At 71.2% G+C, this 13,754-nt stretch carries 12 protein-coding genes; 8 read left to right on the forward strand and 4 right to left on the reverse strand.

The window, feature by feature from the left end:
• Positions 1–106 precede the first annotated feature (106 nt).
• Complete coding sequence (pepN, locus tag H4696_RS46320; RefSeq protein ID WP_086862938.1) at positions 107–2,674, reverse strand: aminopeptidase N; 2,568 nt, start codon at positions 2,672–2,674, stop codon at positions 107–109.
• A 153-nt stretch (positions 2,675–2,827) separates the two neighbouring features.
• Between pepN and H4696_RS46325 the strand changes: the two genes are divergently transcribed.
• The gene (locus tag H4696_RS46325) at positions 2,828–3,448 is read left to right on the forward strand and encodes a mycothiol-dependent nitroreductase Rv2466c family protein (protein ID WP_086862939.1); all 621 of its coding nucleotides are present in this window, start codon (positions 2,828–2,830) and stop codon (positions 3,446–3,448) included.
• Positions 3,449–3,508: 60 nt separating this feature from the next.
• Here H4696_RS46325 and H4696_RS46330 read toward each other — a convergent pair whose 3' ends face one another.
• Together H4696_RS46330 and H4696_RS46335 are read right to left on the reverse strand one after the other, a co-directional pair.
• Positions 3,509–4,318 (reverse strand): MBL fold metallo-hydrolase, encoded by an 810-nt coding sequence (locus H4696_RS46330; RefSeq protein WP_086862940.1) that lies wholly within the window; start codon positions 4,316–4,318, stop codon positions 3,509–3,511.
• On the reverse strand, positions 4,315–5,037 hold the full coding sequence (locus H4696_RS46335) for a 2-phosphosulfolactate phosphatase (protein WP_086862941.1): 723 nt from the start codon (positions 5,035–5,037) through the stop codon (positions 4,315–4,317). Before H4696_RS46335 ends, H4696_RS46330 begins: the two co-directional genes overlap by 4 nt.
• 45 nt (positions 5,038–5,082) lie before the next feature.
• On the opposite strand from H4696_RS46335, the gene H4696_RS46340 reads away from it, so the two are divergent.
• Together H4696_RS46340 and H4696_RS46345 are read left to right on the forward strand one after the other, a co-directional pair.
• On the forward strand, positions 5,083–5,556 hold the full coding sequence (locus H4696_RS46340) for a ribose-5-phosphate isomerase (RefSeq protein WP_086862942.1): 474 nt from the start codon (positions 5,083–5,085) through the stop codon (positions 5,554–5,556).
• Positions 5,556–6,365: an Fpg/Nei family DNA glycosylase gene (locus H4696_RS46345; protein ID WP_086862943.1), complete on the forward strand. Its 810-nt coding sequence runs from the start codon at positions 5,556–5,558 to the stop codon at positions 6,363–6,365. The genes H4696_RS46340 and H4696_RS46345 overlap by 1 nt, the downstream gene beginning before the upstream one ends.
• Positions 6,366–6,439: 74 nt before the next feature.
• Here the strand turns inward: H4696_RS46345 and H4696_RS46350 are convergent, their stop codons facing one another.
• A complete protein-coding gene (locus tag H4696_RS46350) occupies positions 6,440–7,258 on the reverse strand; it encodes a hypothetical protein (protein ID WP_192782913.1) in 819 nt (272 codons plus the stop codon).
• A gap of 147 nt (positions 7,259–7,405) precedes the next feature.
• On the opposite strand from H4696_RS46350, the gene H4696_RS46355 reads away from it, so the two are divergent.
• The 5 genes from H4696_RS46355 (at position 7,406) to H4696_RS46375 (ending at position 13,619) form a co-directional block, all read left to right on the forward strand.
• Positions 7,406–8,281 carry a TIGR03619 family F420-dependent LLM class oxidoreductase gene (locus H4696_RS46355; protein ID WP_086863345.1) on the forward strand — a complete coding sequence of 292 codons (876 nt, stop codon included), beginning with the start codon at positions 7,406–7,408 and terminating at the stop codon, positions 8,279–8,281.
• A gap of 5 nt (positions 8,282–8,286) precedes the next feature.
• Positions 8,287–8,733: a nuclear transport factor 2 family protein gene (locus H4696_RS46360; RefSeq protein ID WP_086863363.1), complete on the forward strand. Its 447-nt coding sequence runs from the start codon at positions 8,287–8,289 to the stop codon at positions 8,731–8,733.
• A gap of 249 nt (positions 8,734–8,982) precedes the next feature.
• A complete protein-coding gene (locus H4696_RS46365) occupies positions 8,983–9,585 on the forward strand; it encodes a TetR/AcrR family transcriptional regulator (protein WP_158104387.1) in 603 nt (200 codons plus the stop codon).
• 12 nt (positions 9,586–9,597) lie between these two features.
• The gene (locus H4696_RS46370; RefSeq protein WP_086863347.1) at positions 9,598–10,086 is read left to right on the forward strand and encodes a hypothetical protein; all 489 of its coding nucleotides are present in this window, start codon (positions 9,598–9,600) and stop codon (positions 10,084–10,086) included.
• Between the two features lie 683 nt (positions 10,087–10,769).
• Complete coding sequence (locus H4696_RS46375) at positions 10,770–13,619, forward strand: helix-turn-helix transcriptional regulator (RefSeq protein ID WP_158104388.1); 2,850 nt, start codon at positions 10,770–10,772, stop codon at positions 13,617–13,619.
• The last annotated feature ends 135 nt before the right edge of the window (positions 13,620–13,754 follow it).

The raw sequence follows: 13,754 nt of genomic DNA on the forward strand, positions 1-13,754 counted from the left end.
CATTCAGGACCTCCGAAGACCTGAATGACTCATTCAAGACCTCGGGACCACCCCGGAACGCCGGAGAGCCCCGCACCCGAACCAGGTGCGGGGCTCTCCGCCGAACTCACTTCTGCGCGTCGAAGTCCCGTGCCGCCAAGGCCCGCACGATGCCCGCCCGGCCCTCCGACACCAGCCGGCGCAGGGCCTGGGAGTGGTCGCCCGCCAGCCACTCGTCCGACGCCGTCACCGTCTCCGGGGCCACCGCCCACGACGGGTACAGGCCGATCGCGATCGGCTGCGCGCGCTCGCTCGACCGCCGCTGCCACACCTCGTCGATCACCTCGAAGTACTTCGCCACGTACGAGCCCAGCAGCGCCTTCTGGCCCGGGTGCGAGAAGCCCGAGATGAGCGAGTCGCTGACCGCGTTCGGCAGCTCGTCGTCGTACACCGCGCGCTGCCACGCGTCCGCCTTGGCCTCGGCCGTCGGGCGCAGGGCGCGGGCGCGCTCCGCCTGGCGGCGGCCGGTGGCCGTGTTGTCGCGGGACAGTTCCGCGTCGATCTCCGCCGCGTCGGCCTTGCCGTGGGCCACCAGCGCGTGCAGCAGGCGCCAGCGCAGGTCCGTGTCCACCGTCAAGCCTTCGAGCGGGGCCGAACCGTCGAGCCAGCCGGACACCACCGACAGGGTCGCGTCGTCCAGCACCGAGCCCGCCAGCGAGTTCACGAACGCCAGCTGGTGGTCCGAACCCGGCTCCGCGGCGCGGACCAGCTCCAGCAGCCGGCCGGTGAACGCCGGCCAGCCGGTCGAGGCCGCCCAGTCCTGCTCCGCGTAGGAGTTCAGTGCGGTCTGGGCCTGCAGCAGCAGCCGCTGGACCACGCCGACCTCGGTTTCGGTGTGGATGCCGCGCTGCACCAGCGTGACGAAGTCGCGGGCCTTCAGCTCGGCCTCGCGGGTCATCTCCCACGCCGCCGACCAGCACAGCGTCCGCGGGAGCGGCTCGGTGATGTCGGCGATGCGGTCGATCAGCGTGGTCAGCGACGCCGGGTCGAGGCGCATCGTGCAGTACGTCAGGTCGTCGTCGTTGACCAGCACCAGCTTGCCCGCGGGCAGGCCGACCAGGTCCGGCACCTCGGTGCGCTCGCCGTCGACGTCCAGCTCCACGCGGTGCGTGCGGACGATCTTGCCCGCGGCGTCCTCGTCGTACACGCCCACCGCGACGCGGTGCGTGCGCAGCTCGCCGGCACCCGGCTTCGCGCCGGACTGCACGACGGCGAACGCCGTGAACTTCCTGTCCGAGCCGATCTCGTAGCGCGGGCTCAGCGAGTTGAGCCCGGTGGTCTCCAGCCACTGCGCGCTCCACCACGACAGGTCGCGCCCGGACGCCTCTTCCAGCGCGCCCAGCAGGTCGGCCAGCGTCGCGTTGCCCCAGGCGTGCTTGCCGAAGTACACCTTCAGGCCGTCGAGGAAGTGGTCCAGCCCGACGTAGGCGACGAGCTGCTTGAGCACGCTCGCGCCCTTGGCGTAGGTGATGCCGTCGAAGTTGACCTCGACCGCGTGCAGGTCGACGATGTCGGCCGCGATCGGGTGCGTCGAGGGCAGCTGGTCCTGCCGGTAGGCCCACGACTTCTCGATGTTCGCGAAGCTGGTCCACGCGTTCTTGTACTCGGTGGCGTCGGCCTGGGCCAGGACGCTCGCGAAGGTCGCGAACGACTCGTTCAGCCACAGGTCGTCCCACCAGCGCATGGTGACCAGGTCGCCGAACCACATGTGCGCCATCTCGTGCAGCAGCGTCTCGGCGCGCCGCTCGTAGGCGTAGCGGGTGACGCGGCTCCGGAAGACGTAGTCCTCCAGGAACGTCACCGCGCCGGCGTTCTCCATCGCGCCCGCGTTGAACTCCGGCACGAACAGCTGGTCGTACTTGGAGAACGGGTACGGCGTGCCGAACTTCTCGTGGTAGAAGCCGAAACCCTGCTTGGTCTCGGTGAAGAGGCGGTCGGCGTCCATGTGCTCGGCCAGCGACGCGCGGCAGTAGACGCCGAGCGGGATGGTCTTGTGGGCGTCGGTGTACTCGTCGCGCCACTCGGCGTACGGGCCGGCGATCAGCGCGACCAGGTACGTCGAGAGCCGCTCGGACTCCTTGAACACCGTCCGGACGGCGCCTTCCGGCGTCTCCTCGGTGGACTCGGCCATCGTGTTCGAGACGACCTTCCAGTCCCGCGGCGCGATGACCGTGAGCCGGTAGACGGACTTCAGGTCCGGCTGGTCGAAGCAGGCGAACATCCGCTTGGCGTCGGCCGTCTCGAACTGCGTGTACAGGTAGACGCCGTCGTCGACCGGGTCGACGAACCGGTGCAGGCCTTCGCCGGTGTTCATGTACCGGCAGTCGGCGGTCACCGTGAGCTCGTTCGCCTCGGCCAGTCCGGCGAGCGCGATGCCCTTGTCCTCGACGTACGCGCTGACGTCGACGTCCGCGCCGTTCAGGGTGGCCGCGTGCACGCGGTCGGCGACGATGTCGATCCACGTGTTCTCGCCGGCCCGGGCGCTGGAGAACCGGACGGTCGTCGTCGACGCGAAGGTCTTCTCCCCGGGACCGCCGTGGCCGTCGGTCAGATCCAGCTCGATGTCGTAGGCGGTGACGTCGAGCAGATCCGCGCGCAGCTTGGCTTGGTCGCGGGTCAGGTTGGGGGCGGGCACAGGCACCTCTGGTCGTTGGTATCGGTTTTCAACTCCCCGCATCCAATCATGGCGACGGGGTGCCCGGCGATAAGGGAACAAGCTCGGGTGCGCCGGTGTTGGCCCGTCGTGTGGGGGTCCGCCCACATCGAGACGTCACACAGGAGTTCCCCGATGACCGCTGCCGAGCAGCCCACGAAGGTCGATTTCTACTTCGACCCGATCTGCCCGTTCGCGTGGATCACCTCCCGTTGGATCCTGGAGGTGGAGAAGCACCGCAACCTGGACCTGCGCTTCCGGATCATGAGCCTGTCGGTGCTCAACGAGGGCCGGGACGAGCTGCCCGAGCAGTACAAGGAGCTCCTGTCCCAGGGCTGGGGCCCGGTGCGCGTGGCCGTGGCGCTGTCGCAGCTCAAGGGTGAAGAGATGCTGCGGGAGTACTACACCGAGTTCGGCACCCGCTACCACAACCAGGGCAACAAGGACCGCGACCAGGTCATCAAGGAGGCCCTGGCCGCGATCGGCGCGCCGGCCGAGCTCTTCGACGCCGCGGACTCCACGGAGTACGACGAGGCGCTGAAGAAGAGCCACCACGAGGGCATGGACCCGGTCGGCCAGGACGTCGGCACCCCGACGATCCACATCGACGGCGTGGCGTTCTTCGGCCCGGTCCTGAGCTCCATTCCGCGCGGCGAAGACGCGCTGAAGGTGTTCGACGGCGCGGTGGCGCTGGCGAGCTACCCGGACTTCTTCGAGCTCAAGCGCACCCGCACGGGCGAGCTGAACTTCGACTGAGCGCCGCTTTCACGTGAAAGCGGCGCCCCCAGGTGGGAGCTTTCACGTGAAAGCGACGCGTTAGGGCGTGGCGAGGGCGGCCAGGGTGACGTCGCCGGGGTAGCGCGAAGCGGCCACGGCGGCGGCCTCGGTCGTCTCGCCGCGGCCCATCGCCGCCTTCAGGGCGATCAGCTCGTGCAGGCCGTGGCGGTGGTAGCGGACGAAGTCGGCGTCGACCGGGTCGCCGTGGCCGGGCACGATCACCCGCGGTTCGAGGGCGAGGATCGCGTCCAGGGTGTCCGGCCAGGCGGTCAGGTCCGACTCGCCGCTGAAGGAGAACGCGCTGAAGCCGTGTTCGGCGTTCTCGACGACGTCGCCCGCGAAGACGACGTCCGCGTCGGGCACGTGCACGACCGCGTCGTGGTCGGTGTGGGCGCGGCCGGGGTGCAGCAGGACGGCGGTGCGGCCGCCGAGGTCGAGTTCGGCCCGGTCGGTGAACAGGTGGTCGGGGACCACGAACGTCGTCCGCACGATGGCGTCGGCGATCTCGGCCTTGCCCGCTTCGCGGTAGTAGGCGATCCACTTGGCCCGGGCGTCTTCGGCGTACTCGGCCAGCTCGGCGCGGCAGCCTTCGTGCGCCCAGACGGCGCAGGGCGTGAACGCTTCGGTGCCCCACGTGTGGTCGAAGTGCGCGTGCGTGAACGCCACCGACCAGGGCAGCGGCGTGATTTCCCGTACCGCCGCGGCGAGTTCGGCGCCCTGCTCGAGGTCGCCGCGCGTGTCGACGACCAGGCAGCGCTCGGCGCCCACCACCAGCCCGACGGTCAGGTCCAGCTCCTCGTAGCGGCGCGCGTGCACGCCGTCGGCGACGTCGATCCAGCGGCCGGTCATGCGAGTACTCCTTCGTTCAGGACAGGGGCAGCCTGGCTCACGTCGAGCTCGGTGGCCAGCGCGACGTCCCCGCCGTGGCCCGCTTCGGTCAATTCGCGTCCGGACACGCAGGCCGCCACGGCTCCGACGTCGACGCCGCGCGCGGCGAGGGCGGCTTCGGGGGACAGCGACGCGCCGAGCCGGGCCAGCGCGGCGGCGATCGCGCCCGCGCCCACCTGGTCTTCGACGCACGGGCGCAGCGGCCCGAAGGTGTCGCCGTCGCCGAAGATGTCCACGCCCCAGCGTTCCCCGGCGGCGATCAGCCCAATCGGGCCGCCGAGTGCGAGCGCCTTGGCGGCGATGGCCGAGGCGTTGCGCAGGCACCCGGCGAGGACGGCGGCGCCGGTCCGCGCGGCCGCTTCGCACAGCGTCGCGCCGTTGGGGGAGGGGAGCGCGAGCAGCGTCCCGGGCGGGATCTGCGTCACAGACGAGGGCCGCAGCGTGAATTCGGCCTCACCGGCGACGACCGCGCCCGCCGCCTTCGCCCGCGCGACGCCGCGTTCGTCGCGCCACCGCACCGGCAGCACGCGGCCGCCGCGGCCGACCACGAGATCCGTGGTGGTGCCGAAGGAAAGCACGTCGACGACCACCAGCACCGCGCATTCGCGGCCGAGCGCGGCCACGCCTTCGCCGCCCCAGTCGAGCCGCACGTCGTGCCCCGATTGCTCCCAGATGCCCACCCCCGGAGCATGCCCGAAACCGGGCGTGGTGGCAGACTCCCAGCCGTGCGTGTCTACTTGGGATCCGACCATGCCGGTTTCGAGCTGAAGAACCACCTGGTGGCTCACCTGGAGAAGCAGGGCCACGAGGTGACCGACGTCGGCCCGCACGTCTACGACGCGGCCGACGACTACCCGGCGTTCTGCGTCGAGGCGGCGCTGCGCGTGGTGGCCGACGAGGGCAGCCGCGGCATCGTCGTCGGCGGCTCCGGCAACGGCGAGCAGATCGCCGCGAACAAGGTGCCCGGCGCGCGGGCCGGCCTCGCGTGGAGCGTCGAGACCGCGAAGCTGTGCCGCGAGCACAACCACGCCCAGCTGATCGGCGTCGGCGCCCGGATGCACACCGCCGAAGAGGCCACCGAGATCGTCGAGGCGTTCCTGGCGACCGAGGTCTCGCCGGAGGAGCGGCACGCCCGCCGCGTGCAGCAGCTGCTCGACTACGAGCGCACCGGGACCCCGCCGGCGTTGCCGGAGGCCTGATGCCCGAGGGGCACACGCTCCACCGGCTCGCGCGGCTGCACAAGCGCCGGTACGCCGGCGCCCCGGTCGAGGTCAGCAGCCCGCAGGGCCGGTTCGCCGCCGAAGCGTCCCGTTTGGACGGTCAGGTGTTCGTCGGTGCGCAGGCGTACGGCAAGCACCTGTTCCACGACTACGGCCCGCACGGGATCGTGCACATCCACCTGGGCTTGTACGGCACGTTCGGCGAATCCCCGCTGCCCGCGCCGGAGCCGGTCGGCCAGGTCCGCCTGCGGCTGGCCGGCCGGACACATTGGACGGACCTGCGCGGGCCCACCCGCTGCGAGCTGCTGTCCCCGGACCAGGCGGACGCGATCAAAGCGCGGCTGGGCCCGGACCCGCTGCGCCGCGACGCGAAGCCGGAGAAGGCATGGGAGCGCGTTTCGCGCTCGAAGACGTCGATCGCGGCGCTGCTGATGGACCAGGCCGTGCTCGCCGGGGTCGGCAACGTCTACCGCGCCGAAGTGCTGTTCCGCCACGGTGTCGCGCCGCTGACGCCGGGCCGCGCGCTCGACCGCGCGCTGTGGGACGACCTGTGGGCCGACCTGGTGACCCTGATGCGCGACGGCGTCCGCGTCGGCCGGATCGACACGGTCCGCCCCGAGCACCTGCCGGAGGCGATGGGCCGCGCGGCACGGGTCGACCGCCACGGCGGCGAGGTCTACGTCTACCGCCGGGCGGGCGAGCCCTGCCTGGTGTGCGGGACGCCGGTGGCGAACTCGGAACTGGTGGGCCGCAACCTCTACTGGTGCCCCACCTGCCAGCCCGCCTGACCGCCCGCGAAAGCCGTGAAGGCCTCCTTACCGGCATTTCGAGCCGGTAAGGAGGCCTTCACGGACGTTCGGGGTCAGAAGTCGAAACCGCCGCCGTCGAAACCGCCACCATCGAAGCCGCCGCCGTCGAACCCGCCGCCGCCCCAGTCGCCGCCGCCGTCGCCACCGAAGTCGCCGCCGCCGTCACCGCCCATGTCACCGCCGCCGTCGCCGCCCATGTCGCCGGACTCGAGCGCGTCCTGCTGGCCCGCGTCGTAGCCCGACTCCCAGGCCGACGCGCTGGCGATGCCGCCCATGCCGGAGAACATCGCGCTGAACAGGAACATCGACCCGAGGCCCCAGGCACCCGCGACGAGCGCGGGCTTCCACCACGGCTCGCTGTACCAGCCCTGCGGCACCGGACGGCCCGCGACGCGGCCGCCGGGGTAGTAGTACGGCGTGTCCTGGCCGGCTTCGGGCGAGGCCGCGTAGTGCTGGCCCTCGACGTCGACCTCGCGGCGCTCGGTGACCTTGCCGGCGCGCTCGCGCTCGGCTTCCTCCGGCAGCTGCGGGCCGGGGTCCATGCCCATCGCGACGCGCGCGGCGCGGACGTAGTAGAGGCCCTCGACGGCGGTGTCCTTCACCAGCCGGGCCTGTTCGATCGTGCGTGCCTGCTCCAGCTGCGAGCCGGCGGCGTTGTAGCGCTCGCTCGCGTCGGCCATCGCCTGCATCGACGCGGTGTCGTTGCCGTTGAGGTTGAGGACCTGGCCGCCGAGCCGTTCGACGAGGCGCCGGGCGTCGGCCTTCGCGTCGTCGAGCTCCCGCTGCCGGGCCGCGGCGCGCTGCCGCGAGAAATAGAGGCCGCCACCGACGATCACGACGACGAGCACGATCAGGAAGATCGCGGTGCCCATGGACCACTCCCAGAAGTTCGGGGCTCGGTGACCGGTAGTCACCTTTGATTTGGACAACGCGGACGCTACGCGGAGGGTTCCCGGGCCGTGATCCGGCACACCCCGAGGCCTGGCTCAGCAAACTAGAACACGTTATAGTTCGACACCATGAAGTTCACCCTGTCGATCGCGATGAACCCCCTCGATCAGCTGGGCGAGCTCGCCCGGGCCGCCGAAGAGGCCGGCTTCGCCTCCATCGCCCTGCCGGACTCGCTCTTCTACGCCGAAACGGTGGACACGGACTACCCGTACACCCCCGACGGCAGCCGGTTCTGGACCGCGGACACCCCGTGGGTGGACCCGCTCGTCGCGACCGCGGCGATGGGGGCGGTCACCAGCCGGATTCACTTCTACACGTCGGTGCTCAAGCTCGGCTCCCGCAACCCCGTGCTCCTGGCGCGCCAGGTGGGCTCGGCGAGCGTGCTCACCGGCGGCCGGTTCGGCCTCGGCCTCGGCGTCGGCTGGCTGCCGCAGGAGTTCGAGTACTGCGGCGTGCCGTTCGAGCGGCGCGGCAAGCGCGTCGACGAGGCCATCGACGTGCTGCGGCTGATTCTCGACGGCGGCATGGTCGAGTACCACGGCGAGTTCTACGACTTCGACAAGATCCAGATGAGCCCGGCGCCCCCGTCGCGGGTGCCGTTCTACATCGGCGGCCACACGGAGGTGGCGCTGAAGCGCGCCGCGCGGGTCGCCGACGGCTGGTCGTCGGCGATGATGAAGCTCGAGGAGCTGCGCGACACCATCGCGCGGATCAAGGAGCTGCTGGCCGAGCGCGGCCGCGCCGACGACCCGTTCGAGTACCAGGCGGTCTGCATCGACCGCTTCGGCCTCGACGGCTACCGCGAGCAGGCCGAGGCGGGCGTCACCGACGTCATCACCATGCCGTGGGTGTTCGACGGCGTCGGGTTCGACGCGCCGGTCGAGCCGAAGCTGGAAGCGATCCGCAAGTTCGGGGCCGAGATCATCGCGAAGTTCGAGGAGTGATCGCCGTGGGTGTGCAGGTCAGCTGGGACACGACGGCGGAGCAGCCGCTCGCACGGCGCGCGGCGCTGGCGTCGATGACCGCCGCGGCGGCGGGGGACAAGGAAGCGTGGCTGGCGCTGTTCGCGCCGGACGGGGTGGTCGAGGACCCGGTCGGGCCCTCCTTCTTCGACGAAGAGGGCAAGGGCCACCACGGCCGCGACGGGATCAGCGCGTTCTGGGACAAGACGATCGCGAACGTGGAGCGCTTCGAGTTCGTCATCCGCGACTCGCATGCGGCTGGTGACGAGGTGGCGAACGTCGGCACGATCACGACGTACCTGCCGGGTGGCTACCGCGTCGACACGGACGGGGTGTTCGTCTACCGGGTGGGCGAGGACGGGCTGATCCGGTCCATGCGGGCGTTCTGGGAGACCGAGCGGGCGATGGCGACCGCCCGTCAGGTGACGGAGTAGCGCTCGCTGCTGCCCCGGCCCCGGCAGAGGTCTTGAATGAGTCATTCAGGACCTCCGGCGACCTGAATGACTCATTCAAGACACCGCGCCCGCTGCCGCCCGGCTCCGAAGCAAGGTGAAGGCCGCCCCGCGGACACCCCGGGGCGGCTTTCCCATTTCCCGGGAAATGATCGACACGTACCGCAACCGCTCGAGTGCGGAAAGACGGCATTCTGGCGATTGTTTGCTCGACCATGCTACCTTTTGCTCATGCAAGCAAAAACGTTCACCGAGACCGCCCGGCGGGCGCAGATAGTCCGCGCGGCGATCGAAACCATCGGTGAACTCGGGTACGCGAAGGCATCGTTCGGGCAGATCGCGAAGCGGGCCGGGCTGAGCAGCACCGGCATGATCTCCTACCACTTCGACGGCAAGGCGGACCTGATCGCCGAGGTCGTGCGGGACGTGCTGACCACGAGCCTCGCGTACATGCGGGAGCGGATCGACGCGGTGGACAGCCCGGCGGCGGAGCTGCGGGTCTACATCGAGTCGAACCTGGCGTTCATCGCCGAGCACCCGGTCGAACTCACCGCGCTGCTCGAAAGCCTGCGCCATGGCGGTGCTCCCGGCGGCGAGGCCGACGGCGGCACCGGCGAGTGGTACCACGGCGCCATCGACGTCCTGGAGACCTGCCTGCGCGAGGGACAGAAGACCGGCGACTTCGGCCGGTTCGACCCGCGCGTCATGGCGATCACCATCCGCCAGGCCATAGACGGCTTCCACACCGAATCGATCCGCCGTCCGGGGATCGACGTCACCGCCTACGCGGCCGAACTCGTCCGCATCGTCGAACGTGCCACCGCGCACGACTGAACTGGGGGAACCATGGCCACCTCGTCTTCGACCGGCCGCGCGCTGCGGCCGGTCGTCTTCCTGCTCTACCTGAACCTGCTGATCAGCATCGCGTTCGCGGTGCTGACGTTCCTGAACAAGGAGGCCATCCTCGACTACCAGGTGCTGCACTGGGAGTCGACCGGCCAGGCCGACCCGGCCGACCACGCGGGGACGCGCGCCTCGCTCGAGAGCGTCCTGTGGATCCGCCCGGTGTCGGTCCTCGTCATCGCCATCGTCTACGTCCGGCTGGCCGCGCGGCTGAAGCTCGGCAGGCGGCGCACCTGGGTCCGGGTGATGCTGGTGACCGTCCTCGGGCTGGCCGGTCTCGTGTACCTCGTCGTCTCGGCCGAGTTCCCGGACTGGATGCGGGCCGGCCAGGTCGTCCAGGCCGTGGTGCTGCTCGTGCTGTTCCTGCTGCTCTGCTCCAAGGGCGTCCGCGGGTACTTCTCGAAGGAGGGCCGCGTTCCCGCGAAGGTCTGACCCCGGTGGGCGCCGCGTCCCGGTCCGTGGGCGCGGCGCCCGTCAAAAAACTGTTCACATTCTGTTTTCCTCCGGGCGATTTCAACTGCGCCGGAAATAAGTGCGCGCCGCGGCGCGCAACAAAGTGGTGCGGCTCATAACGCCCGCCTACTTTCGATCCTTGCCCGACGACCGGCGTTTCCCCGTGGTAAACGCTGGTCGGGGCGGGTTTGCGGAATGTCCCGCCGAACGGGACCAAACGGACATCACGGTCCGGGTGGACCCCCTTCGTGGCTCGTTGCGGCACGTAGGGGCAGGTGGTAGCTTCTGGTTCGTTATCTCCTCGCGGGAGACCGGGTGATCGGGGCAGTAATCACCCAACCGGGAAACTGCGGGGATCTGGGGTCTGGGGAAAGGTTCGTCTGATGAACGGTTACCGCTGTCCTTCGTGAGGGACACCGAATAGACGCTGAAGCCGGCTCATGCGCGAGCCGGCCGAGTTCGTAATCGCCGGCAGGCGCCGTTGGGGAGCGGTGTGCCGTGTGATTGCCGTGAAGCAATGCGTGCGGCGGCGTCATGCCCGCTCGCACACGTGCTGTGCTGGTGATTCACGGAACAACGGGAGCCGGCGGCCTGGGGGCCGTCGTTCCGGCCGTGGATCAGAGGAGTCCACCACACAGAGAATTTCTGGGGGAAGTTCCGTCATGCTCATCGAACGTGACTTCGAAACGGCGACACTGAGTCAGATGCTCGCCGACTGCCATTCCGGGGCCGGCGGTGTCGGCCTCGTGCTCGGTCCGGTCGCCAGCGGGAAAACGGCCCTGCTGGAGGAGTTCGGCAGGCAGGCCGCCGGTACCGGCGCGGTCGTCCTGTCCGCTTCCGGTGCCCGGTCGGAAACCGCCGTCGGGCTCGGTGTCGTTTCACAGCTGGTGCACACCCCGGGTGTCCGCGCGGACATCGTCGACCAGGTTTCGGCGTACGTGGAGGACGCCGAAGCCGACGCGACGCTGCTCGACAGCCGGTTCCTGCACCGCCTGTCCAGCGCGGTGATCGGCTGGTCGGCCGAGACCCCGCTGGTGATCTGCGTCGACGACGCCCACTACGCCGATCCCGCGTCGCTGCAGTTCCTGCAGCACATGGCCCGGCGCATCCGGCCCGCCCGGGTGCTCGTGCTGCTCGCCGAACGCGCGGACCCCGGCGAACGGCGCCCGGTGCGCCACGTCGACCTGATGCGGCGGCCGCACTGCCGCCAGCTGCGGCTGGCCCCGTTGTCCCGCAACGGCGTCGGCGTCCTGCTGGCGGGCAAGCTCGACGAGGGCAAGGCCCACGCACTGGCCGCGGAGTGCTTCGCGGTCAGCGGCGGCAACCCGCTGCTGGCCACCGCGCTGGTGCAGGACACCAGGGCGGCGGGCGCGGGCGGGGTCGTCGCCGGGGCCGCCTACCGGCACGCGGTGCTCAGCTGCCTGCACTCCAGCGAGCCGCGGGCGCTCGAACTCGCCAGGGCGCTCGCCGTCCTCGGCGACGGCGAGCAGTCGCCGATCCCGCTGGCGGGCGGCATGGTCTCCTTCGCGCCGGCCACCACCGAGCCGGTGCGGAAGGCGCTGGAGTCGGCCGGCGTCCTCGACGGGCACCGGTTCCGCCACGCCGAGGCCCGCGCCGCGGTGCTCGACGAGCTCGACCCGGCCGTCCGGTCCGCTCTGCACGGCCAGGCCGCGCGCCTGCTGTTCGACCAGGGCGCCCGGCCGACCGCCATCGCCGCGCACGTCGTGGCGGGGAACCTGGACGAGCCGTGGACCGAGCACCTGCTGTCCGAGGCGTCGGAAGCGGCGCTGCTCGAGGACGACGTCGAACTGGCCCGCGCCTGCATCGCGCTGGCCAGCCGCTGCTGCACCGACGACCGCGACCGCGCGATCGCCAAGGCGTCGCTCGCCGAAATCGAGTGGCGGACGACGCCGGCGAAGGCGATGCGGCGGCTGCCGGAGCTGGTGCACGCGACCCGCGCCGGGCACCTGCCGGGCATCCGGGTCGTCGGCATCTTCGAGTTCCTGCTGTGGTTCGGCCGGGTCGACGAGGCCGTGGAGATCGCGAACGCCTTCGGCGACCTCGTCGACTCCACCGACCGCCGCACCCGGGGCGAGCTGCTCACACTCGACTCGTGGCTGGCCAGCTCGGTGCCCGGGATGCGGCACCTTGTGGAGCCGATGCTCGCGACCTGCGCGGGGGACGCCGCGGCACCGCCGCTCGGGCTCGCGGTGAACTCGCAGCAGAAGGCGGTCGACGCGCTGACCAGCGCCGTGCGCGAAGGCCCGACCGAGGCCGCCGTGCTCGACGCCGAGCAGGTGCTGGAAGGCACCCGGATGACCGACACCAGCCTGCGGCACCTGGTGTTCGCCGCCACGGTGTTGATCTACGCCGAGCGCCTCGACAAGGCCGCGACCTGGGCCGAGCACCTGATGGCGCAGGCCGCCGGGCGCCCGGCCCCGACGTGGCAGGCTTCGCTGGCGGAGCTACGCGCCGAGGTCGCCCTCCGCCAGGGTGACCTGCCGCTCGCCGCCCGCAACGCGAAGATCGCGCTGACGAAGATGACACCGGAGGCCTGGGGCATCGGGGTCGGCGCCCCGCTGGCCACGCTGCTGGCGGCGCTGACCGAAATGGGCCGGTTCGACGAGGCGGCGGAGCTGCTCAACCAGCCGGTGCCGGACGCGCTCGGCGAGACCCGGTTCGGCCTGCACTACCTGCACGCGCGGGGGCACTACTACCTCGCGACGGGCCGGCTCCCGACCGCGCTGAACGACTTCCTCGCCTGCGGGGAGCAGATGGCGCGCTGGGGGCTCGACCAGCCGTCGCTGGTGCCCTGGCGGTCCAGCGCCGCCGAGGTCTACCTGAAGCTGGGTGACCGCGAGAAGGCCAGGGAACTGGCCGAGGCGCAGGCGGCGAAGCTCGGGCCGGACTGCGGCGACCGCACGCGGGGCATCACGCTGCGGACGCTGGCGCTCGTGGCCGACCCGGCCCGGCGGCCGAAGCTGATGCAGGAAGCGGCCGACGCGCTCGAAAAGTCCGGTGCCAAGCTGGAACTGGCCCGGACGCTGGCCGAGCTGAGCCGGGCCGGCGGCGATCCCGTCACGGCGCGCACGGCGAGCCGGGACGCGCGGGCGCTGGCCAAGGAGTGCGGGGCGGAGCTGCTGCGGCGGTCCTTCCTCGACGGCGGGAACGACGACGTCGTGGTCTCCCTCCGCGGCGCGGTGGCGCCCACCGACGTCAAGCTGCTCACCGACGCCGAACAGCGGGTCGGCTGGCTGGCCGCGCGGGGCCACACCAACCGGGAGATCGCGAGCCGGCTCTACATCACCGTCAGCACCGTGGAGCAGCACCTGACGCGCGTCTACCGCAAGCTGAGCGTCACCCGGCGCCGCGACCTGGCGTCGGAACCGCAGCTGCGGGTGCCGGAGCAGCAGGAGCGGGTGCCGGGCACGTCCCGTCAGCCCGTGGCGGTCAACCACCAGGGGGTGCCCCCGGTGCGCCGTCCGCTGCGGCCGGTACCGCCCGGCCGCTGACCTTCGGGGTACTCGAAGGAGCCGGGACCCGCTTCGGCGGGCCCCGGCTCCTTCGCGCGTTTCGGGGCCACCCCTAGGTTTTCCGCTCCGCCCCTAGGCCACTTCGGACGGGGTAGGGGCGGCCCATTGACTTGG

This window comes from Amycolatopsis lexingtonensis, from assembly GCF_014873755.1.
GTDB lineage: Bacteria > Actinomycetota > Actinomycetes > Mycobacteriales > Pseudonocardiaceae > Amycolatopsis > Amycolatopsis lexingtonensis.

Bases quoted from the DNA above. Each gene is read 5' to 3' on its own strand.
- H4696_RS46325 (WP_086862939.1), top strand. From the start codon at position 2,828: ATGACCGCTGCCGAGCAGCCCACGAAGGTCGATTTCTACTTCGACCCG.
- H4696_RS46350 (WP_192782913.1), bottom strand. From the start codon at position 7,258: ATGGGCACCGCGATCTTCCTGATCGTGCTCGTCGTCGTGATCGTCGGT.
- H4696_RS46330 (WP_086862940.1), bottom strand. From the start codon at position 4,318: ATGACCGGCCGCTGGATCGACGTCGCCGACGGCGTGCACGCGCGCCGC.
- H4696_RS46370 (WP_086863347.1), top strand. From the start codon at position 9,598: ATGGCCACCTCGTCTTCGACCGGCCGCGCGCTGCGGCCGGTCGTCTTC.
- H4696_RS46345 (WP_086862943.1), top strand. From the start codon at position 5,556: ATGCCCGAGGGGCACACGCTCCACCGGCTCGCGCGGCTGCACAAGCGC.
- H4696_RS46375 (WP_158104388.1), top strand. From the start codon at position 10,770: ATGCTCATCGAACGTGACTTCGAAACGGCGACACTGAGTCAGATGCTC.
- H4696_RS46365 (WP_158104387.1), top strand. From the start codon at position 8,983: ATGCAAGCAAAAACGTTCACCGAGACCGCCCGGCGGGCGCAGATAGTC.
- H4696_RS46355 (WP_086863345.1), top strand. From the start codon at position 7,406: ATGAAGTTCACCCTGTCGATCGCGATGAACCCCCTCGATCAGCTGGGC.